At 62.1% G+C, this 22,051-nt stretch carries 20 protein-coding genes; 14 read left to right on the top strand and 6 right to left on the bottom strand.

Annotation, left to right across the window (positions count from 1 at the left end; all coding sequences use genetic code 11):
- The first annotated feature begins 67 nt into the window (after positions 1-67).
- The 8 genes from ACOSV0_RS03740 to ureG all read left to right on the top strand — a co-directional run bounded on the left by ACOSV0_RS03740 (position 68) and on the right by ureG (position 6,921).
- Positions 68-949, top strand: a complete 882-nt coding sequence (locus tag ACOSV0_RS03740) for an urease accessory protein UreD (protein ID WP_434108815.1) — start codon at positions 68-70, stop codon at positions 947-949.
- A 516-nt stretch (positions 950-1,465) separates the two neighbouring features.
- Positions 1,466-2,269 (top strand): transporter substrate-binding domain-containing protein, encoded by an 804-nt coding sequence (locus tag ACOSV0_RS03735; protein ID WP_434108814.1) that lies wholly within the window; start codon positions 1,466-1,468, stop codon positions 2,267-2,269.
- A gap of 163 nt (positions 2,270-2,432) precedes the next feature.
- Positions 2,433-2,735, top strand: a complete 303-nt coding sequence (gene ureA, locus ACOSV0_RS03730) for an urease subunit gamma (RefSeq protein WP_074286085.1) — start codon at positions 2,433-2,435, stop codon at positions 2,733-2,735.
- Positions 2,736-2,743: 8 nt separating this feature from the next.
- Positions 2,744-3,049, top strand: coding sequence for an urease subunit beta (locus ACOSV0_RS03725; RefSeq protein ID WP_434108813.1), 306 nt, complete (start codon positions 2,744-2,746; stop codon positions 3,047-3,049).
- A 55-nt stretch (positions 3,050-3,104) separates the two neighbouring features.
- Positions 3,105-4,811 carry an urease subunit alpha gene (ureC, locus tag ACOSV0_RS03720; protein WP_434108811.1) on the top strand — a complete coding sequence of 569 codons (1,707 nt, stop codon included), beginning with the start codon at positions 3,105-3,107 and terminating at the stop codon, positions 4,809-4,811.
- A 3-nt stretch (positions 4,812-4,814) separates the two neighbouring features.
- The gene (ureE, locus tag ACOSV0_RS03715; protein ID WP_434108810.1) at positions 4,815-5,558 is read left to right on the top strand and encodes an urease accessory protein UreE; all 744 of its coding nucleotides are present in this window, start codon (positions 4,815-4,817) and stop codon (positions 5,556-5,558) included.
- A complete protein-coding gene (locus tag ACOSV0_RS03710; protein WP_434110154.1) occupies positions 5,545-6,225 on the top strand; it encodes an urease accessory protein UreF in 681 nt (226 codons plus the stop codon). Before ureE ends, ACOSV0_RS03710 begins: the two co-directional genes overlap by 14 nt.
- A 42-nt stretch (positions 6,226-6,267) precedes the next feature.
- A complete protein-coding gene (gene ureG / locus ACOSV0_RS03705; RefSeq protein ID WP_172175704.1) occupies positions 6,268-6,921 on the top strand; it encodes an urease accessory protein UreG in 654 nt (217 codons plus the stop codon).
- Between the two features lie 45 nt (positions 6,922-6,966).
- On the opposite strand, the gene waaA is transcribed toward ureG, so the two are convergent.
- The 4 genes from waaA to ACOSV0_RS03685 all read right to left on the bottom strand — a co-directional run bounded on the left by waaA (position 6,967) and on the right by ACOSV0_RS03685 (position 11,904).
- On the bottom strand, positions 6,967-8,280 hold the full coding sequence (waaA, locus tag ACOSV0_RS03700; RefSeq protein WP_434108809.1) for a lipid IV(A) 3-deoxy-D-manno-octulosonic acid transferase: 1,314 nt from the start codon (positions 8,278-8,280) through the stop codon (positions 6,967-6,969).
- A 76-nt stretch (positions 8,281-8,356) separates the two neighbouring features.
- Entirely contained in the window at positions 8,357-9,241 is an 885-nt protein-coding gene (locus ACOSV0_RS03695; protein WP_434108808.1) for a Kdo hydroxylase family protein, read from the bottom strand.
- Between the two features lie 53 nt (positions 9,242-9,294).
- Positions 9,295-10,296, bottom strand: coding sequence for a lipopolysaccharide heptosyltransferase I (gene waaC, locus ACOSV0_RS03690; protein ID WP_434108806.1), 1,002 nt, complete (start codon positions 10,294-10,296; stop codon positions 9,295-9,297).
- A gap of 213 nt (positions 10,297-10,509) precedes the next feature.
- Complete coding sequence (locus ACOSV0_RS03685; protein ID WP_434108805.1) at positions 10,510-11,904, bottom strand: phosphomannomutase/phosphoglucomutase; 1,395 nt, start codon at positions 11,902-11,904, stop codon at positions 10,510-10,512.
- 355 nt (positions 11,905-12,259) lie between these two features.
- Between ACOSV0_RS03685 and ACOSV0_RS03680 the strand changes: the two genes are divergently transcribed.
- From ACOSV0_RS03680 to galE, 4 genes are read left to right on the top strand one after another with little or no spacing between them, the layout of a single operon-like run.
- Positions 12,260-13,522, top strand: a complete 1,263-nt coding sequence (locus ACOSV0_RS03680; protein WP_434108804.1) for an oligosaccharide flippase family protein — start codon at positions 12,260-12,262, stop codon at positions 13,520-13,522.
- On the top strand, positions 13,519-14,349 hold the full coding sequence (locus ACOSV0_RS03675; RefSeq protein ID WP_434108802.1) for a glycosyltransferase: 831 nt from the start codon (positions 13,519-13,521) through the stop codon (positions 14,347-14,349). Before ACOSV0_RS03680 ends, ACOSV0_RS03675 begins: the two co-directional genes overlap by 4 nt.
- A gap of 58 nt (positions 14,350-14,407) precedes the next feature.
- The gene (locus tag ACOSV0_RS03670) at positions 14,408-15,556 is read left to right on the top strand and encodes a glycosyltransferase family 4 protein (protein ID WP_434108801.1); all 1,149 of its coding nucleotides are present in this window, start codon (positions 14,408-14,410) and stop codon (positions 15,554-15,556) included.
- 12 nt (positions 15,557-15,568) lie between these two features.
- Positions 15,569-16,594: a UDP-glucose 4-epimerase GalE gene (gene galE / locus ACOSV0_RS03665; protein ID WP_434108800.1), complete on the top strand. Its 1,026-nt coding sequence runs from the start codon at positions 15,569-15,571 to the stop codon at positions 16,592-16,594.
- Between the two features lie 75 nt (positions 16,595-16,669).
- Here galE and ACOSV0_RS03660 read toward each other — a convergent pair whose 3' ends face one another.
- Positions 16,670-18,298, bottom strand: a complete 1,629-nt coding sequence (locus tag ACOSV0_RS03660; RefSeq protein ID WP_434108799.1) for a methyl-accepting chemotaxis protein — start codon at positions 18,296-18,298, stop codon at positions 16,670-16,672.
- Positions 18,299-18,566: 268 nt separating this feature from the next.
- Between ACOSV0_RS03660 and ACOSV0_RS03655 the strand changes: the two genes are divergently transcribed.
- Both ACOSV0_RS03655 and ACOSV0_RS03650 read left to right on the top strand, forming a co-directional pair.
- Positions 18,567-19,667 carry an MraY family glycosyltransferase gene (locus ACOSV0_RS03655; RefSeq protein ID WP_434108798.1) on the top strand — a complete coding sequence of 367 codons (1,101 nt, stop codon included), beginning with the start codon at positions 18,567-18,569 and terminating at the stop codon, positions 19,665-19,667.
- Between the two features lie 87 nt (positions 19,668-19,754).
- On the top strand, positions 19,755-20,048 hold the full coding sequence (locus ACOSV0_RS03650) for a hypothetical protein (RefSeq protein ID WP_434108797.1): 294 nt from the start codon (positions 19,755-19,757) through the stop codon (positions 20,046-20,048).
- A 113-nt stretch (positions 20,049-20,161) separates the two neighbouring features.
- Here the strand turns inward: ACOSV0_RS03650 and ACOSV0_RS03645 are convergent, their stop codons facing one another.
- A complete protein-coding gene (locus ACOSV0_RS03645) occupies positions 20,162-22,048 on the bottom strand; it encodes a polysaccharide biosynthesis protein (protein ID WP_434108796.1) in 1,887 nt (628 codons plus the stop codon).
- Between the last annotated feature and the right edge of the window lie 3 nt (positions 22,049-22,051).

Raw genomic sequence — 22,051 nt, 5'->3', positions numbered from 1 at the left:
CTGCTGCCGCGTCCGATGCTGTGTCCACACTGCGCCCATCCGCTCATTCATTCGCAAGTCCGCTCGCATGTCGCTTCACGAAAACCACGCTGCACTCGCCACCGCGCAGCCCACTGCGCACTCACAATGGCGCGCGCGCCTCGAACTCGGCTTCGTCAAAGAGGACGAGCGGACCACGCTCAAGCATCGGCTGCATGATGGGCCGCTGCGGGTTCAAAGGCCGCTCTATCCGGAAGGTCGCGATATCTGCCACGCGGTGATCGTGCATCCGCCGGGCGGGATCGCGGGCGGCGATCATCTCGACATCGACGTTGCTGTGGGCGCCTGTGCGCATGCCGTGATTACTACGCCCGGTGCGACTAAGTGGTACAAATCCAATGGCCGTGCTGCGCGGCAGAATATTTCGGTGCGTGTCGGACCTCAGGCAAAACTCGACTGGTTGCCGCAGAACAATATCGTTTTCGATCACGCCAACGCGATGCTGGATTTTTCGCTGACGCTTGATGAGGGCGCGACTGCGATTGGATGGGACGCTACTCAGCTTGGGCGGCAAGCTGCCGGTGAACGGTGGTCGGCCGGGCACTTGCGCGCGGTGTCGCGGATTGTTGGGGCGAATGGCGAGGCGCTTTGGCTCGAACGCGCAAGCCTCAGCGCGGAAGATTCGTTGCGGGATGCCGCGCAAGGGCTTGCCGGGTTTCCTGCGTATGGGACGCTGTGGGCCGTGGGGGCCGCCTGCGACGATGCGCTTGCTGAAGGGCTCACTGCCCAGTTGCCGTTTGATGATTCGATTCGGGTGGCGGCTTCTTGTGTCACTTCAGGGGTGTTGCTCGTGAGAGCGGTTTCGCGGTCGATGGAAACGCTGCAGCGCGCTTTGACTCAATGCTGGCTTCAGTTGCGGCCCATTGTGCATGGGGTTGAGGCGGTGCCTTTGAGGATTTGGACGACGTAGTCCTGGGGTTGGTTTTTTTGTTTTTTCTTGGTCTGGTTTTTGGCCTTTCCTTGTTTTGTTAGTGGTTTATTAGCGTTTGCCCCTGTGCGGGGCGGCACTTACTTTCTTTGCCGCCGCAAAGAAAGATAAGCAAAGAAAGCGGCTCACACCGCCAACTCATAAGCGGGTCCCCCGCGCAGTCGCGGTAGTGGTGCATCTGGAATCTGTGTTCTCGCACATTCGGCGTTCGTGACAAGGCAGTCATTCTTCCGGCGGCGCTGCGCGCGCCGTGGCGGTACTTCATTTTCGGTGTGCTTTATAGCTGCCTGGCGAAGACTTTCCTGTCTTTCACCTTTGTAAGTCCGTGTTTGCACCAACCTGGTCCGTTTTAACGCCTTAATCTGGTGCGCGACACCCCGTGTTGCTCCGCTCTCCCACGCTGCACCGGCATGGCACATACCTTGCGTCGAAATCTCCCACGATGTTGCCGCGTCCTGACGGCAGCCGACCGTTTCTCGCCACCACCGCTCACTCAACATGACCCGATCGACTCTTCGCCCCGCGCGTCGCGCCTGGCTCGCCGCACTGCTGCTCTCGCCCGTCCTCGCCATCAACGCACCCGCCGCCCACGCGGATACGCTCGACAACATCGCCAAGGCCGGTGTGCTCAAAGTCGCGGTTCCCGAGGACTATCCGCCGTTCGGTTCGGTCGGCGCCGATATGAAGCCGCAAGGCTATGACATCGATACCGCCGCGATGCTCGCGAAGTCGATGAACGTGAAGCTCGAACTCGTGCCGGTCAACAGCGCGAACCGCATCCCCTATCTGCAAACGGGTAAGGTCGATCTGGTGATCTCGTCGCTCGGCAAGACGCCTGAGCGCGACAAGGTCATCGATTTTTCGACGGCCTATGCGCCGTACTATCAAGGCGTGTTCGGTCCCGCCGACATCAAGGTCACCAGCCCCGCCGATCTCACCGGCAAAACGGTCGGCGCCACGCGCGGCGCACTCGAAGAAATCGGTCTCACGCAAATGGCGCCGAACGCCACCATCAAGCGCTTCGAAGATAACAACGCGACCATCGCCGCGTTCCTCTCGGGTCAGGTGCAACTGATTGCTGCCGGCAACATCGTTGCCGCTGCAATTCTCGCGAAGAATCCGCCGCGTCGTCCGGAACCGAAGTTCGTCATCAAGAATTCGCCGTGCTTCGTCGGCATGAACAAGAACGAAGGACGTCTGCAACAGAAAGTGAACGCCGCCATTGCACAAGCCAAGCAGGACGGCACGCTCAACACGATGTCGAAGAAGTGGTTCGGCGCGCCGCTGCCGGCCGATCTGTAAGCGCGTCGTTAGCCGAACTTGATACCGTGACAGGCTTATCCGGCATTGCACCCGTCGTGGACTCATCCCGTGCGCAACACGCGATCGCGGCCATGACGCGCAGCGCCTATCATTGTCGCAGCCGGCCCCATTCGGGACCGGCGCAACCCTACGCAACCATTCGATGAAGCTGACACCTCGCGAGAAGGACAAGCTGCTGATCTTCACCGCCGCGCTGCTCGCCGAACGGCGCCGCGCCCGCGGCCTCAAACTGAATTACCCGGAAGCCATCGCTTTTATCAGCGCCGCGCTGATGGAAGCGGCCCGTGACGGCAAAACCGTCGCCGAAGTCATGCACTACGGCACCACGCTCCTCACGCGCGCCGATGTGATGGAAGGCGTGCCGGAAATGATCCCCGACATCCAGGTCGAAGCCACGTTCCCCGACGGCACCAAGCTCGTCACCGTTCACCACCCGATCCCGTAAGGCGGCCCATGATTCCCGGCGAACTTATCACCGACGACGGCGAACACGAACTCAACGCGGGCCGCGCCACCGTCACCGTGGTCGTGTCGAATACCGGCGACCGTCCGGTACAGATCGGCTCGCACTATCATTTCTATGAAGTGAACGAAGCACTGTCGTTCGATCGCGAAGCGGCACGCGGCTTCCGGCTGAACATTGCGGCGGGCACCGCCGTGCGCTTCGAGCCCGGCCAGGAACGCACCGTCGAACTGGTCGAACTGGCGGGCGATCGCGTCGTCTACGGCTTCAACGGCAAGGTGATGGGCAAGCTCTGATGCGCGATCCGCGCCAGCCTGCTCTGACCACCCTGTTCATTTCCGGACCCACACCATGACATTACGCATTGGCCGCCGCGCATACGCGGAGATGTTCGGCCCCACCACCGGCGACCGCGTGCGCCTCGCCGATACCGAGCTGCTGATCGAAGTCGAACGCGACTTTACGACTTACGGCGAGGAAGTGAAATTCGGCGGCGGCAAAGTGATTCGCGACGGCATGGGCCAGTCGCAGCGCGTACATGCCGACGTGGTCGATACCGTCGTGACGAATGCGGTGATTCTCGATCACTGGGGTATCGTCAAGGCGGACATCGGCATCAAGAACGGCCGCATCGCCGCAATCGGCAAAGCGGGCAATCCCGACATTCAACCGAACGTGACGATCGCGATCGGCGCGTCCACCGAAGTGATCGCGGGCGAAGGCTTGATCGTGACGGCGGGCGGCATCGATACGCACATCCATTTCATCAGCCCGCAGCAGATCGAAGAAGCGCTCGCGAGCGGCGTGACGACGATGCTCGGCGGTGGCACAGGTCCGGCAACGGGCACGAACGCGACGACTTGCACGCCGGGTCCGTGGCATCTCGAACGCATGCTGCAGGCGGCCGATGGTTATCCGATGAATCTCGGTTTCCTCGGCAAGGGCAACGTGAGCCAGCCGCAGCCTGCTTTGGAGCAAATCGCCGCGGGTGCGATCGGCTTGAAGCTGCACGAAGACTGGGGCACGACGCCGGCCGCAATCGACAACTGCCTCTCTGTTGCCGACGACACCGACACGCAGGTCGCGATCCATACGGACACCTTGAACGAAGCCGGTTTTGTCGAAGCGACAGTAGCCGCGTTCAAGGGCCGCACGATTCACACGTATCACACGGAAGGCGCAGGCGGCGGCCACGCACCGGACATCATCAAGGTGTGCGGCGAAGCGAACGTGCTGCCCTCCTCGACCAATCCGACGCGTCCATACACCGTCAACACGCTCGAAGAGCATCTCGACATGCTGATGGTGTGCCACCACCTGGACCCGTCGATTGCGGAAGATATCGCGTTTGCCGAGTCGCGTATCCGTCGCGAGACGATTGCCGCGGAAGACATCCTGCATGACCTCGGCGCGTTGTCGATGCTGTCGTCGGATTCGCAGGCGATGGGCCGCGTGGGCGAAGTGATCATCCGCACGTGGCAGACGGCGCACAAGATGAAAGTGCAACGCGGCGCGCTGCCTGAAGACAACGCGCGGCACGACAATTTCCGCGCGAAGCGTTACGTCGCCAAGTACACGATCAACCCGGCCATCACGCACGGCATCTCGCATGAAGTCGGCTCGATCGAGCCCGGCAAGTGGGCCGATCTGGTGTTCTGGGAACCGGCGTTTTTCGGCATCAAGCCTTCGCTGATTCTGAAGGGCGGCATGATCGCGATGGCGCAGATGGGCGACCCGAACGCGTCGATTCCGACACCGCAGCCGGTCCACTATCGCGAGATGTTCGCAACGCGTGGCGGCGCACTGGGGCGCACGTCCCTGACCTTCGTCTCGCAGATGGCTGCCGATGCCGGCGTCGGCGAACGCTATGGCCTGAACAAGCGTATCGTTGCTGTGAAGAACTGCCGCAACATCACGAAGGCCGACATGATTCACAACGCGTGGCGTCCGGCGATCAGCGTCGATCCGGAAACCTATCAGGTCATTGCAGACGGTCAGTTGCTGACTTGCGAACCCGCAACCGTACTGCCGATGGCGCAGCGTTACTTTCTGTTCTAACCCATGCGCACTATCGACAAACTGATTGCACCGCATCTGAAGCTCGCGCCCGTGCTGGTGAAGCGCGCACCGACCTTGACGCTTGCTTTCGACGACCGTCGCAAGAGCCGTCTCGCGGCAACGCTCGATAACGGCGAGGAAGTCGCGCTGCTGCTGCCGCGCGGCACGGTGCTGCGCGACGGCGATGTTCTGGTTGCCGACGATGGTGGCTTGGTGCGGGTGGTTGCCGCGCCCGAAGCGGTGCTGGTTGTCCGCGCGAAAGATGTGTTGACGTTGACACGCGCCGCGTATCACCTGGGCAATCGTCATACGCCGGTCGAAGTCGGCGCGGATTATCTGAAGCTCGAATACGATCCGGTGCTGGCCGATATGCTGAAGCGCATCGGTGCAAGCGTGGACCAGGTGTCGATGCCGTTCCAGCCGGAATCCGGCGCGTACGGCGGTGGTCACAAGCATGGTCATGATGAGACCTTTGCGGAAGACTATGCGGTAGCTCAGCAGGTGTTCAGCGAGCATCATGGGCACGAGCATTCGCATGAGCATGGGCATGACCACCCGCACGAACACGGTCATGGGCACGGACACGAGCACGGACATAATCACCCGGATCATGAACACGGCCACAGCCACGCGCGTGGTCACTCGCATGACCACGACCACGGCGACCATTCGCACGATCCCAAAGACGACGATCACGTCCACGACGAATCGTGCGGCCACGGGCATCATCACCATGCGCATCGCTGAACTCACTGCGCTGCTGCATCTCGCGTCGCCGGCATTGCCGATTGGCGCGTTCAGTTACTCGCAAGGCCTCGAAGCCGCGATCGAGGCGCAACTCATCACCGACGCCGATTCCGCACGCGATTGGATCGCGTGCGGTTTAACCGACGTGCTCGCGCGTGGCGAGCTGCCGTTTCTCGCGCATCAGATGGAACGCTGGCGCGCGCACGACGCCGAGGGCCTGAAGGAAGCGAACAGCGAATTCCTCGCAAGCCGTGAATCCGCTGAACTCAGACGCGAAACGGAACAGATGGGCTGGTCGCTGCGACAGTTGTGCGTCTCGCTGGAATGGGGCGACTCAGAACGGCGCACGACATTGGAATCGCTCAAGCCTTTGGCTCAACCTACGGCTTTCGCGTTCGCCGCTTTCGCGCACGATGCAGCGCCCGACGCAGCGCTCGCCGCTTACGCATTCAGCTGGGTGGAAAACCAGGCCGCCGCCGCATTGAAGGCCGTGCCGCTCGGACAGCTCGCCGGACAACGCATCATCGTCGCGTTACGCGAGCCGATCGATGTCGCCGTCACACGAGCATTAGCCACTTCACCCGACAACATCAACACCTTCGCGCCGCAATTGGGCATTCTGTCGGCGCGTCACGAGTCGCAGTATTCGCGGCTCTTTCGCTCTTAACACTCTCCCCTACCTGAAGGCCGAGGTTTCTCGGAGATACGAATGAACGCACCTCATCACCCCGCTCACCCGCCTGTCCGCACGAAGAAACTGCCGCCGCTGCGCGTGGGCGTCGGCGGCCCGGTTGGCTCGGGCAAGACCACGCTGCTCGAAATGCTCTGCAAGGCGATGCGCGAACAGTACGACCTCGTCGCAATCACCAACGACATCTATACGAAAGAAGACCAGCGTCTGTTGACCGTAGCAGGCGCACTGCCGGCCGAACGGATCATGGGTGTGGAAACGGGCGGCTGCCCGCACACGGCGATTCGCGAAGACGCGTCGATCAACCTCGAAGCCGTCGACCGTATGCTGACGCGTTTTCCGGATGCGGACATCGTGTTCATCGAATCGGGTGGCGATAATCTCGCGGCAACCTTCAGCCCGGAACTGTCGGACCTGACGATCTACGTAATCGACGTGGCCGGCGGCGAGAAGATTCCGCGCAAAGGCGGCCCGGGCATTACGAAGTCGGATCTGCTGGTCATCAACAAGACCGACCTCGCACCGATGGTCGGCGCGAATCTGGAGGTGATGGCTTCAGACGCGAAGAAGATGCGCGGCGAGCGCCCCTTCGTGATGTGCAATCTGAAGGCGCTCGATGGACTGGATGTGGTGGTGAAGTTTATCGAGAAGAAGGGGTTGTTGAAGGTTTAAGCCCAAAGGGCACGCTCCGACGATTTGAAATCGGAGCGCTTCCCCTCACTCCGGCAACAACGCCATCAACACATCCACCGTTCGCGCCGTCGCACCCCGATGGCGCGCGGCGAATGCCGAGGCCGCGCCGCTCATTGCCAGCCGCCTTGCCTTGTCGCCGAACAGCTCGCGAAGCGCGCGCGCCAGATCGGCCGGATCCTGCACCTGCACCGCCGCACCCGCCGCGACCGCATCCGCCGTGGCTTGCGTGAAGTTGAACACATGCGGCCCGATCAGCACCGGCACGCCAACCGCACAGGCCTCAATCAGATTCTGCCCGCCCAGCGGCAGCAAACTCCCGCCGATAAACGCCAGATCCGAAGCGGCATAGTAAGCGCCCAACTCGCCCATCGAATCGCCTAGCAGCACGCTCACGTCTGGCGCCAAAGCAGGCACACCGCCGCCCGCGCCTGAGGCCGCCGACGCCACCGCCGCGCCCGGCGCCCACGTCGAACGCCGCTCGATACGCAAACCGGCCTTCTCGACCAGCCCCGCTACTTCATTAAACCGTTGCGGATGACGCGGCACCAGAATCAGCAACGCATCGTCGATGCCCAACGCCGCGAACGCCTGCAGCACCAGTTCCTCTTCGCCTTCGCGCGTACTCGCCGCGACCCACACAGGCCGCGTGCCGATCGCCGCGCGCCATGCATGACCCCGCGCCGCCAGCTCCGGCGGCGTGCTCATATCGAACTTCAGATTGCCCAGCACCGCGACGTTCCGCGCACCGAGCGCAGTAAGCCGCTCCGCATCCGACGGACTCTGCGCCAGCACTCGTGCGAAGCCACCGAACACGCCTCGGGTCGCGTTGCCGAACTTCGCCGCGCGCCTGTACGAACGGGCCGACATCCGCGCATTGGTCAACACCAGCGGCACATCCGCGCGACGGCATTCGTCGATCAGCGTAGGCCACACTTCGGTTTCCATCACCAGACCGAGCGACGGCCGCCACGTCCGTAAAAAACGCCGCACCGCATGCGGCATGTCGTACGGCAGATAGCTGCGCAACACACTGTCGCCGAAAATCTGCTCGCCGGTGGCGCGGCCACTCGGCGTCATATGCGTCAACAGAATTCGCGCGTCGGGCCGCGCCTTCATCAACGCGTCGATCAGCGGTTGCGCGGCGCGCGTCTCGCCCACCGACACCGCATGCACCCAGATCAGCGGCGCATTGTCTTCCGGCAACCGGCCGCGCGCATAGCCGAAACGCTCAGCGATATGCTCGCGATAGCCACGCTCCTTACGTGAACGGATCAGCAAGCGCAGCACGGCAACCGGCGCGACAATCCACCAGAGCGCGTTATAAATCGCCCTCAGCATCGGGACTCCGCACGCTCAGGCGCGAATCCGAATGCAAGCGCGAGTTTCGCGGCGCGATCGAACCAGACAGCGGCGCTCAAACCAGCGCCCTGCCCTTCAGGCGCTCAAGAATGCCGAGCGGTGCGCAGTCCGGCTGCGCCATCGCCTTGACCGGCAGGAAGAAGGTCTGCTCCAGCATGAACTGACCGGACATGACCGCATGCGAAGTCTGGTCGGAGAAACACACCCACACGCTGCCCGGCGGAAACGGCATGGTCTCCTGCGGGCTCGACTTCTGATACTCGAGATCGGCCTTCATGCCGTCATGCAGATTCAGCATCAGATGGTCGTATTCGCTGCGCGGCGATTTGGTGACGTGCAGCAGGTTCAGCAACCATGCCGAGCCCGGCATCTGCGGTTTGATGCGCGGCAGGAAGCGCTTCGCCATATCTTCGAACGGTTCGCCGACGCGCCACACGCGCGGCGCGCCATGCGGATTGACGTTGGTGAACACGCGCAGAATGCGCTCGCCGTAGTTCGGCCGCGACGGAAAGGCGTCGACATGCAGACGGCTATCGTCTTTACGCCACGACGTTTCGCGCCCTTCCACCTGATGCAGCCGCAGGCTTGTCGGCGCAACGCGCAGCTTGCTGTTGTATTCGGGAAAAAGCCCATCGACCAGCGTGCGCGCATTGGCCTGATAACGCGCGATCAACGCGCGCACCGCCGATTGCGTGACCGCGTCACCGGCCACGCCGTGCAAGGCGCCGCCGTTCGGCTCCAGACTGATGTTCTTGCGGTTCGGATCGGCCAGTGCGGGATCGAGCAAGGCCTGTTCGCCGCCTTCGATCGCAAAGCGCAGATTCGGGAAATACAGCACTTTGCCGCGTTCGACGCCGGCCAGCAGCGTCTCGCGCGGCACGGACAGATTGCTGCCGTGCCAGTCAGCGTTCGCTACTTCGATGATCTGGGTTTCGTTCATGGTCGCCCTTGAAAACGGATGGAGCGTAAGGCGAAGCACGCCGCGTCACAACATTACAGCAGGCCGAAACCGGCCAGTGCGGACTTGACTTCCTGCAGCGTGGGCGGCTTGCCGGCCGTGCCGAGATTGACGACGTTCGGCGACCAGTAGCCGCCGGTACGCCATGCGGTGGCGAAATTGTACAACTCGACTGTCGGCCGCTTCAGCGCCGCGGCAATGTGAACTAGACCTGTGTCAACACCCACTGTCGCGACGGCGCCCTCGATCAGACCGACCACCGCCGGCAACGACAGTTTGGGCGGCACGATCGCCGCAGCGCCGAATTCCTTCGCCAACCGCTCGCTGGTAACGCGCTCTTCCTCGCTGCCCCACGGCAGCACGATCGACGCCCCGCGCCGCACCAGAGACTGTCCGAGCTCGATCCACGCGGCATCGGGCCACTGCTTGTCGGCGCGCGAAGTGGCGTGCACGAACATCACGTAAGGGACCGGCAGGTTCAGATCCGCCTGCGACAAAGCCAGCGCCGCGCGCCCGGTGTCGAGGCCGAAGTCGATTTCGTCGGTGGGTTGCGGCTGCGGGTCGTCCAGCGCGGCAGCCACCAATTGGCGCGTGCGTTCGACCACATGGGTGCGCGGCGCGATCGGCACGCGCTTGTCGTAGAAGAAGCGCACCGGCCATTCGAAGCCCGCGCCGTCGGTACGGTTCGCAAGGCCGACCAGCGGGCCGCGCGCCATGCTCGCGACCCATGCGGTCTTGATGAGCCCCTGGCAGTCGATCACGAGATCGTAGTTCTCTGCCGCGAGTGCACGGCGAAACGCGCCGATCTCGCGCCAGTTGTCGGCCGACAGGATGCGCTTGCGCCAGCGCCGCAGCGACACGGGAATCGCCCGCCGCACGCCGCTGACGAGCTCCACGAGCCCCACGAAGCTTTCCTCGACGAGCCAGTCGATCTGGGCGTCGGGATGGCGGCGTCGGATATCGGCGATCACCGGCATGTTGTGAACGACGTCGCCCAGAGACGACACCCTCACGATCAGTATCTTTTGCACGCTCAAGTGTGGGAAAACCGGCTATCCGGCCCGAAGATGCGTTGAGAGGAAAAGGGCCCCCAAACCTGCCGCTTCGCGCCAGGCCCCCAATGGGGTGAGGACCGCAATTCTATCGCGACATGGGTCAATGGCATGAAAAAACGCGGCGCGGTAAGTGAAACCCGCGCCGCGTTCGACAGCAACGGCAGTTCGTAAAGAACCGCGCCGCCGCTGGAGCTTTTAGAACGGCAGCTTCGCGTCCGGCTTCTCCGCCATGATCACGCGGCGGAAATCTTCCTGGATGCGCTTGAGCGCTGCGTCGCTATCGGCTTCGAAACGCATCACCACCACCGGCGTGGTGTTCGACGAACGCGCGAGGCCGAAGCCGTCCGGGTATTCGACACGCAGGCCGTCGATCTTCACGACGTCGTCCGCGCCGGTGAACTTCGCGTTTTGCTGCAAACGGGCGATCAGCTCGAAGTTTTCGCCTTCTTCCAGCTTCAGTTGCAGTTCCGGCGTGGAATTCGAGTTCGGCAGCGAGTTCAGCAGCTTGCTCGGATCGGCCACACGCGTGAGGATTTCCAGCAGACGCGCGCCCGTGTACAGGCCGTCGTCGAAACCGTACCAGCGGTCCTTGAAGAACACGTGGCCGCTCATTTCACCCGCCAGCGGCGCGCCGGTTTCGCGCAGCTTCGCCTTCACCAGCGAGTGGCCGGTTTTCCACATCAGAGGTTCGCCGCCTTTATCCTTGACCCACTTGGCGAGATTGCGCGTGCACTTCACGTCGTAAATGATCTGCGCGCCCTTGTTGCGCGACAGCACCTCTTCGGCGAACAGCATCAGTTGGCGGTCCGGATAGATGATCTGGCCATCTTTGGTGACGACGCCGAGGCGGTCGCCGTCGCCGTCGAACGCGAAACCGATTTCCGCGTCGGTTTCCTTCAGCGCGCGGATCACGTCCTGCAGATTCTCAGGGTGAGCCGGGTCCGGGTGATGGTTCGGGAAGTTGCCGTCGATCTCCGTGAACAGTTCGACCAGTTCGCAACCGAGCTTCTTGAAGAGCTTCGGCGCGAGGCCGCCTGCCACACCGTTGCCGGTGTCGACCACGATCTTGATCGGGCGGGCGATCTTGACGTCGCCGGCGATGCGATCCAGATACGCATCGGCAATGTCGTACTCCGTGTACGTGCCGCTACCTTCAGCAAAGTTTTCGTCGACGATGCGCTGATGCAGCGCGAGGATCTGCTCGCCATAAATGGCCGCGCCGCGCAGGACCATCTTGAAGCCGTTGTAGTCAGGCGGATTGTGGCTGCCCGTCACGACGATGCACGAATCGACACGTCGTTCGCCGCCCTCGAGTTGCAACGGCACGCTGGCCGCGAAGTAGCCGACCGGGGTCGGCACCATGCCGACGTTCACCACGTCGACGCCGGCCGCACGCAGACCGTCCGATAGCGCCTGGATCAGCTCGGGGCCCGACAAACGTCCGTCACGCGCAACCACCACGGCGTCGCCGCCTTGCGCCCGCACTTCGCTGCCGAATGCGCGGCCGATCGAGCGCGCCGCATCGGCGTCGAGCGTCTTGCCGATAACGCCGCGAATGTCATACGCCTTGAAAATAGATTTGGAGATCATGTTGGCTCACTTGCGTGCAATGGAAAATTTTGACCGGCGCATCGCTGGGGAATCGGTAAATTGCGCATCAAATTCATTATTCACCGATCGATATGACGTCGCGAAGCGCCCTTGCCGGAAGCGATCCGGTTCCAACTTATAATTGCGCTTTTCGGACCTGCCTTATAAACGCCATTCTAATGCTTAGACGCCCTCCTTTTGTAAAGTTGCCGTTACAAGCGGCCGGGTGGGCGGTCGCGCGCATTGCGCTTCTCCTGTCGTGGATGCCGCCCATACAAATGACACAATCGGCACAAACCGTACAAGGCAAGCAAGCCGCGCAACGGGCGCCATTGCCTTGGCGAGCGGCGACCGGATGCTGACGCTCAAACGCTTCGCCAATCCCGACGTCACGCGCGCCTTCACCAATATCGTCTGGCTCGGGCTGGAGCGGCTCACGCAGATCGGCGTGGCGATCGTGATCAGCGGCATGCTGGCGCGCTACTTCGGGCCGGACACCTTCGGCAAATGGCAGTACGCGAACACGCTGCTGCTGGTGCTCTCGCCGATCACCTGGGTGTGCGGCGCGGAAATCCTGGTTCCCACCATCGTCGGCCGGCCGCCAACCCAGTTGGGCACGGTGCTGGGCAGCGCCTTCGCGCTGCGCTTTTCGGTTTCCGTCGCGGCGCTGCTGCTCACGTGGCTCGGCATCGCCTTGCACTTCTTCGAGCCGCTGGTGGGCGCCATGCTCGCCGGTCTCGCGGTGACGATGCTGTTCCGCGAGCCGTTCGTCGGCGTGATCAATGCGTGGCTGCAAAGCATGACGTACAGCAAGCCGCAGTTGCTCACCAGTATGAGCACCGCGGTGCTGAAGGCCGGCTTCGTCTATCTGCTGGTGCGCGCGATGGCGACGCCCGCGCGCTTTGGCTGGCTATGGGCCGCCGAATCGGCATTGATCGGCGCGGTTCTGCTGATCTATTACGCCCGCCGGCACGGCGGCAAGCTCGGCTGGCACGTCGACCGTTCGCTCTTCTGGCACTTCGCGACCGCGGGCACGGTGTTCTGGCTCGGCCTGATCTGTATGTATCTGTTCCTGAAACTGGACAGACTGATGCTCGAGCGCGCGATTTCCTTCGCCGATCTCGGCCGCTATTCCGCCGCGCAGCAGTTGAACGAAAACTGGATCACGCTCGCGCTGATGCTTGCGCAGACGATTGCGCCCGCCTTTGTCTACCGCGTGCAGGACGCCGCGCAACTGCGCCGCAACGTGTGGCGGCTCACCGCCATGACCGCCGCGCTGATGGTGAGCGGCGCGATCGTGCTGGACCTGCTGGCGGGCTTCATCATCCGCCGTGTGTTCGGGCCGGACTTCGAAGGCGCGATCGAGATTTTCCGCTGGGCCGTGTGGCTTTCCGTGCCGGCCGGCATCGAAGCGATCGGCAATCTGATCGTGCTGAAATATCAGGCCAAATTCGTGTTGCTCTCGAAGTGGCTGCTGGCGCTGGCTGTTGCGTTCATCGTCAATCTGCTGGCGATTCCGCGGCTTGGCGCTTACGGTGCGCTGGTCGGCCTCGCGGCCGGTTATCTCGCCGCTGCGTCAGTTAATCTTTATTACATTCGTTTCAAATTGCGCCCATGACGAATTCATCCGCCGCCGCGCAAATGTCTCTCGACGACGTCGCGGTACTCATGCCCGCGTACAACGGCCAGGCCGACGTCGATCTCACGCTGGCCTCGTTCAGCGAAAACGCATTGGTGCATGTGCTGATCGTCGACGACGGCAGCACGCCGCCAATCGTCGCACCCGCGCTCCCTAACCTGAAGATCGAAGTGCTGCGCATGCCGCAGAACGGCGGCATCGAGCGTGCATTGCAAACCGGCATCGACGCCCTTGCTCAGCGCGGCTTTCGCTACGCAGCACGCATCGACGCGGGCGATCGCAGCGTGCCGCAGCGCCTCGCCAAACAACGCGAGTTCATGGAACTGCATCCGCACGTAGCCGGCCTCGGCATGTGGACCCAGGTCGTCACGCGTGAAGGCAAACCGCTTTTCATGCTGACACCGCCTGCCGAACCGAATGAAATTCGGCGTCTACGCTTCTTCCGTTCATGCCTCGCGCATCCTTCGATGATGCTGCGTATCGACGCGGTCCGCACCGTCGGCAACTATCGCGCCGCCTATCCTTCCGCCGAGGACCTCGATCTGTTCGTGCGCCTGATGGAACGCTACGACTGCGCGAATCTGCCGGAACTCGGGCTCTACTACGAGCTGAACGAAGGCGGCATTAGCGCGACCAAACGTCGCCGCCAGGTCAATTCGACGCTGCGGCTGCAACTGCGCTACTTCAACGCCGCGAATCCGTACGACTGGCTGGGTCTCGTGAAAAATCTGCTGCATCTCGTGACGCCTTACCGCGCCTTGCAGCGGATCAAACGCACGTTGCTCGCGCCGCGTGCGAGCCAGTGATGCCGTTACCCGATCATTCATCCGTCAATCCGTCACTCACCGTCGAGTCCGTTTCCGCATGAAGCCTGCCTTGAAGTCGACGCCCGCGCTGCGCATTACACTGGTCTGTAACACCGCCTGGGCAATCTATACGTATCGGCAGGGACTGATCCGCATGCTGGTCGGACGCGGCGTCGACGTGACGGTGCTCGCGCCGCGTGACCGCACGTTCGAGCTGCTCACCGCGATGGGATGCCGCTGCATCGAATTGCCGGTGGCGTCGAAAGGCACCAGTCCGCGCGAAGACCTGCGCACACTTTTGTCGTTGTATCGTTTGTATAGAAGCATTCGTCCGCACGTCGTGTTCCATTACACAATCAAGCCGAACATTTACGGCTCGGTCGCCGCGAAACTGGCGGGTGTGCAGTCGGTGGCGGTGACAACCGGGCTCGGTTACGTGTTCATCCAGCAGAGCCGCGCGGCGCAGGTCGCAAAAAAACTGTACCGTTTCGCGTTCCGCTTCCCGCGCGAGATCTGGTTTCTGAATCGCGACGACCAGGCCGCGTTTGTCGAGCAGAATTTGTTGGTGCATCCTGAGCGTGCGCGGCTCCTGCATGGCGAAGGCGTCGATCTCGAACAGTTCGCCTTCACGCCGCTGCCGGAGCAGGCGGAATTCAGGTTCGTGCTGATCGGGCGGCTCCTGTGGGACAAGGGTGTCGGCGAATATGTCGAAGCCGCGCGGCGTTTGCGCGAACGTTACCCGCACGCACAGTTTCAGTTGCTCGGCCCGGTTGGCGTCGACAACCCGAGCGCGATCACACGCGAAGAAGTAGCCGCGTGGGAGCAGGAAGGCATCATCGAGTATCTTGGCGAGGCGCACGACGTGCGGCCTTTTATCGCCGCCGCGGACTGCGTCGTTCTGCCGTCCTATCGGGAAGGCGTGCCGCGCACGCTGATGGAAGCGTCGGCGATGGGCCGGCCGATTGTCACAACGGATGTGCCCGGCTGCCGTGAAGTGGTGGCGGACGGCGTCAATGGATTGTTGTGCGAAGTGCGCAATGTAGAAAGTCTCACGGCGAAGCTGGAGCAGATGCTCGACATGAGCAGCGCCGAGCGCCGTGCAATGGCTGAACGCGGCCGACAGAAAGTCGCGCAAGAATTCGACGAACGCGTGGTCGTCGAAACGTATAAAGACCTGGTGCAGAAAATGACGGGCGTTTTACTTTAACGGAGCAACAGCATGACCACGAAGGGCACGATTCTGGTAACGGGCGGAGCAGGATTTATCGGCTCGCACACGTGTGTCGAACTGCTCAACGGCGGTTACGACGTCGTGGTAATCGACAATCTCGTGAACAGCAACCGCGAATCGCTGCGGCGCGTGGAGAAAATCACCGGCAAGGCCGTGAGTTTCTACGAAGCCGACGCGCGCGATGAAGCGGCGCTCAACCGTATTTTCGACGCACACCCGATCACCGGCGCGATTCACTTTGCCGCGCTGAAGGCGGTGGGCGAATCGGTCGCCAAGCCGATCGAGTACTACAGCAATAACGTCGGCAGTCTGCTCGCGCTGCTCGGCCTGATGCGCGATCGCAATGTGAAGCAGTTCGTGTTCAGTTCGTCGGCAACGGTGTATGGCGTGCCGAAGAGCTCACCGATCGACGAATCGTTTCCGCTGTCGGCCACCAATCCTTATGGGCAGTCGAAGCTGATTGCCGAGCAGGTTTTGCGTGATCTGGAAGTGGCGGATGCTTCATGGCGAATCGCGACGCTGCGCTATTTCAATCCGGTGGGCGCGCATGAGAGCGGGTTGATTGGAGAAGATCCGGCCGGCATTCCGAATAACCTGATGCCGTATGTGGCGCAGGTGGCGGTCGGCAAGCTGGAAAAGCTGCGGGTGTTCGGCGGCGACTATGAAACGCCGGATGGCACCGGAGTGCGGGACTATATCCACGTCGTGGACCTGGCGCGCGGGCATCTAGCGGCATTGGATGCGCTGGTCAAACGCGACGCCAGCCTTGTGGTGAATCTCGGGACGGGCCAGGGGTATAGCGTGATCGACGTCGTCAAGGCGTTCGAGAAGGCTTCCGGACGGCCTGTGCCTTATGAGATCGTGGCGCGCCGACCGGGCGATGTGGCTTCGTGTTTTGCCGATCCGGCGGCAGCGTTGAACGTACTGGGATGGCGCGCCGAGTTCGGGATCGAGCGGATGTGCGCGGATCACTGGCGCTGGCAGTCGGCGAATCCGCAGGGGTTTAGCGGCTAATTTCTGCCTCGGGCCGCGGCGTTGTCTGTTTGCGCATGGTAAACAGACAACGCCGCTACCCCGTAAGCAATAAGCTCAAGAAGCCGCAAACGCAACAGGCGCGCCAGCCAATCTGGCGCTGCCCGCCGCCACATGCGCCTCCTGTCTCGCCGGCGAATCGTCAATCCTGAACACCGCCACGGCATCCCTCAAAACAGTGGCCTGCTCCTCAAGCGACTTAGCCGCAGCAGCAGCTTCCTCGACAAGCGCTGCATTGTGCTGCGTGACTTCGTCGATCTGGGTGATCGCTTTATTCACCTGCTCGATCCCGTCGCTTTGCTCCAGCGCGGCTGCCTCGATCTCACCCATGATGCCCGTCACGCGTTCGACCGATTGCATCGCCTCATTCATCGTCCGGCTCGCCTCCGCCACCAGCGAAGCCCCCTGCTCCACCTGAGCCGCCGAATCGCCGATCAGCGCCTTTATCTCCTTGGCCGCTGTGCCAGAACGCTGGGCGAGGCTGCGCACTTCCGAGGCCACCACCGCGAACCCGCGGCCCTGCTCGCCGGCCCTAGCTGCTTCCACCGCGGCATTCAACGCCAGAATATTGGTCTGAAAAGCGATCCCTTCGATCATGCCGATGATCTCGGTCACCTTGCGCGATGATTCCGTGATTCCGTCCATCGTTTTGGTGACGCTCGACACCACGGTGCCGCCACGCGTCACCGTATCCAGCGCGCCATGTGCAAGCCGATTGGCCTGCTTCGCGTTATCCGCGTTCTGCTTCACCGTCGCCGATAACTGCTCCATGCTTGCCGCGGTCTGCTGAAGCGCCGCCGCCTGCTGCTCGGTGCGCGCCGACAGATCGGCGTTGCCCGAGGCGATCTCGTTTGCACCTTGCGTAATCGCCGTCGTGCTGCCGCGCACCTTCGCGACTGTCTCGACGAGGCCGTCGCGCATCTTCGTCAGCGCGCCCAGCAACTGACCCATCTCGTTGCGCGACTTGCTTTTGATTGCAATCGTCAGGTCCCCCGCGGCGATGCGCTCAAAGTGTTTGATGGTCGCACTGACCGGTTTCACCACTGCCGCCGACAAACCCATCCGCGCCATCACGCCGATCACGATGGCAATCGCGCCGATCGCCGCGAACAGCAGCGTCGCCATCTGGAACTGCTGCGCCGCCGCTTCGGCCTGCTTGTGCTGGCTGTCCATCTGCAGGCGCTGGAGGGCATCGATGGACTTCGAATAAGTCGCGTAAAAGGCGTTCGCCGTTTCGCCCTGGATATTGCGGAAGGTGTTGAAGTCGAAGTCGTTCAGTGCCTTGAACTCCGGCTCGATTGCCTTATCGACGAGTGCGCTGCGCGCCTGCTCGACGCTCTGTGCGAGCTTCTTCTCAGCCTCGCTCGCGAACGGACCGGCCATGTAACCGCTGAAGTCCTTGTTCGATTCGACCAGGACCTTGTGCGCGGCCGGCAACAGGTCGTCCGTTTGCTTGCCGACGCTAAAGAGCGTCTGATAGGAGCCGAGCGCGAGCTGCACTTGCAGCAGCTTTTCGGAGCTTGCCTTCAGATGCGACAGCGCCACGGCGCTATGCTGAGTTTCGTCGAGGCTGCTGTTGGCGAGCTTGAGCGCGCCATAGCCGACGCCGATCACAATCAGCAGAAAAGCGACGAATACGCTGATCACCAGCGTCAGGCCGCCACGAATGGTGAGGTTGTTAAGCATTGGGTCTCCGGAACGTCGCATTGATCGGCGGCGAACCCCACAATGTGCAGGCGACCAGCTTTTCGCCTGCAACTTATACTTCGCCGCATCCAGGTTAACGGCCTTCCAGAGACCTCGTTAAATAGGTGAAATCCATGACAGGCATGGGTTTGCGGATGCCTAAGGCATCACTATCTGGGATTTTCCGCGTAATCGGCGCAAACGCTGCTTTTCAGGACGATATGCGTTTCGTTTGTATAATTCGGCGTCTTCGCTCAGGCCCACTTTCATGCTTAGTTTTGCGCTCGGCTTTCTCGTTTCACTGCTGATCACGCTGTTGATCGTGCGCTATGCGCATCTGCATGAAAAATTCTCCACGGACACCGATCTGGCCGGCGTGCAGAAATTCCATGTGCGCCCGGTGCCGCGCATCGGCGGCGCCGGGATTCTGGTCGGGTTGATCGTGTCTGCCGTGCAGTTGCATCATGCCTATCCCGCCGTGTCGGGCGGCATCCTCGGGCTGATCGCATGCGGCATGCCGGCGTTCGGCTCGGGATTGGCCGAGGATATGACCAAGCGCGTATCGCCCTTCGTACGGCTCGTCTGCACGATGGCGGCGGCCGCCCTCGCCTATTTCCTGCTGGATATCGCCGTGACGCGCATCAGCGTGCCGCCGCTCGACTTTCTGCTCTCGTATGCGGTGATCTCCTGCGCCGTCACGGTGCTGGCCGTTGCGGCGCTCGCCAACGCGATCAATATCATCGACGGCTTCAATGGCCTGGCCTCCATGGTAGCGTTCATGATGTTCGCTTCGCTCGCTTACGTGGCGTTCCAGGTGTCCGATCCGATCGTGCTGTCGGCGTCGTTCATGATGATGGGCGCGGTGCTCGGCTTCTTCATCTGGAATTTCCCGGCGGGGCTGATTTTCCTTGGCGACGGCGGTGCGTACTTCATCGGCTTCATGCTTGCCGAGCTGTCGATCATGCTGGTGATGCGCAACCGCGATGTGTCGGCGTGGTATCCGGTGCTGCTTTTCATGTACCCGATCTTCGAGACCTGCTTCTCGATCTACCGGAAGAAGTTCATTCGCGGGATGTCGCCGGGGATTCCCGACGGCGTGCATCTGCACATGCTGGTTTATAAGCGCCTGATGCGCTGGGCGGTGGGCGCGCGCACCGCACGCGAGCTGACGCGGCGGAATTCACTGACCTCGCCGTACCTCTGGTTGCTGTGTCTGATCGCAGTCGTGCCGGCGACGTTGTTCTGGCGGCATACGCTGCATCTATTCTGCTTTGTGGTGGTGTTTGCGCTGACCTATGTCTGGCTTTATGTCAGTATTGTGCGATTCAAGTCGCCACGGTGGATGGTGGTGAGGAAGGCGAAGCGGTAAGCGACGCGCATAAAATCGGTGCTTTGTTTGCCTGGAAACGGCAGGCGCGAATATCATCGGCACAATCGTTCATCGCAGGGGTCCGTTATGCAGTGGAAAGCGTGTGTGTTTTCGCTCGGCGCGTTGGCAGTCAGTCTGCCGGCGTTCGCCAATACCGCCTCGGACAATATTGTCTGGAGCACAAGGCCCGTTGCCGCGGTGAGTACCCAGCCGGAATGCACGGCGTACACGCATCGGCAAGTGGCCAACACGAGTGACGCCACGCCAGATCCGCTGACGAAGACGCTGAAGGTAGCGGGGACGATGGCGGCCTTGGCGGCCGTATCGGTGGCGACCAAGGCCACGACCACCACGGCACCGAATCCTTGTGGCGGCTTATGAGTTTTACTGCTGCTCGGTCAGCGTGGTGAATGTGTGGCGGTAGAAAAAAAGGCGCTTGAAGCGCCTTTTTTATGGGTGATAGCGAAGGCGGGAACCCGCGCCGCGAGTCAATGCTAGGAAACCCGCGTGATTGATGTGGTGTTGCCGACACTACGCAATGCCGGTGCCGTGGCCGGTTGATATTCCGGTACCCAGCGACGCAGGTCACGGCGCACTTCGTCGTCGCTTAATACGCGGTGTTGCATGAGCCAGGGCAACAGATTGTCGATGAAGCTGTCCGGCACCTCACGCGCCCGCGCAATGCGCAACTTCGGATGCGGCGTACGGGTGGTCGTTTCGTCGTCTGCCAGCAATTCCTCGTACAGCTTCTCCCCAGGGCGCAGGCCGGTGAACACCACACGAATCTGCTCTTCAGTGAAGCCATAAAGGCGGATCAGATCATGCGCGAGGTCGGCGATCCGCACCGGCTTGCCCATGTCGAGAATGAAAATCTCGCCGCCATGTCCCATGCTCGACGCCTGCAACACCAGTTGCGACGCCTCTGGAATCGTCATGAAAAAGCGGGTGATTTCCGGGTGCGTGACCGTCACCGGACCGCCGCGCGCAATCTGCTCCTGAAACTTCGGGATCACACTGCCGGCGCTGCCGAGCACGTTGCCGAACCGAACAGTTTCGAACTGCGTACGCCTTGCACCCTGCTGCAACGCTGAGCAAGCCATCTCGGCGAGGCGCTTGCTCGCGCCCATGACGTTGGTCGGATTGACAGCCTTGTCGGTGGAGATCAGGACAAAATGGGCGACGTCGTGACGGATCGCCGCGCGTCCCACCCGATACGTGCCGAGCACGTTGTTGCGCACCGCCTGCCAGCTATTCACTTCTTCCATCAGCGGCACGTGCTTGTAGGCCGCGGCATGAAAGACGATGTGCGGGCAGTAACGCCCCATCACCTGGTCGAGAAGCAACGAATCCTTCGCATCGCCAATGATCGGCACCACCGATACTTCGGGATATTTATCGCGCAGCTCTTCGTTGAGGCGGTAGATCGAGAACTCGGAAATATCGAATGCCACCAGTTGCACCGGGCCGAAGCGCAGGATTTGCCGGCACAGTTCCGAGCCGATCGAACCGCCGGCGCCCGTCACCATCACGACGCGGTTTTTAAGCAGCGCCTCGACGTGCTGGGTGTCGATCATGACCGGATCGCGGCCTAGCAAGTCTTCCAGATCGATCTGCCGCACGCGCGACAGGAAAGCCTGGCCTTGCGTGAGCGGCGTGAGCGCCGGCAGCGTCATTGCGCGTACGCCTGCGCGCACGCACAGCGTGGCGATGCGGCGATGCGCTTCGACCGAAGCCGACGGCACCGCAATGATGACGTGTTCGACCTTCAGTTCAGCGCTGATCTTCTGCAGATCGCTGATCGCACCCAGCACGCGGTAGCCGTATATTTCGCGGCCCTGCTTGATCGGATCGTCGTCGAGCAGACCCGCGAGGCGCCATTCGCCTGAGCGCTTCAGCTCACGCACCAGGTTTGCGCCTGCATTACCCGCACCCAGCACCAGCACAGGCTTGCCCTGCCCGACCAGGCCACCGTAGCGATAGAACTCCTTCGCAGCCCGGTAGAGCGCGCGCGAACCGCCCATTGAGAGGAACAGCAGCATCGGCGAAACGATCAGGACCGAGCGCGGCACAACCGGAGCCGGCTGCAACAGCGCCGAGCCGATGACTACGACCACCGCGCCGACGCCGATCGCCTTGGCGATTCTCACGAGATCGGGCAGGCTGGCAAAGACCCACATGCCGCGATACAGCCCGTAGCTGCGGAACATCACGGCGTAGACCAGCAGTACCCAGACTAATGCGTGCAGACCACTCGACCAGAACGGGGCCGGCACCGGTCCGTTGAAACGGATCACGTAGGCCAGCATCCAGGCCAAAGCCACCGCGCACAGGTCGAACGCGAACGCACTGAACGAAAGCCATCGGGCTTTAAATCTTTTCATTGC

The sequence above is a fragment of the Paraburkholderia caffeinilytica genome, from assembly GCF_051027425.1.
GTDB classification, from domain to species: Bacteria; Pseudomonadota; Gammaproteobacteria; order Burkholderiales; family Burkholderiaceae; genus Paraburkholderia; species Paraburkholderia caffeinilytica_A.
The sequence above is the reverse complement of the archived record's forward strand: the minus strand, read 5'-3'. Positions and strand labels throughout refer to the sequence as shown.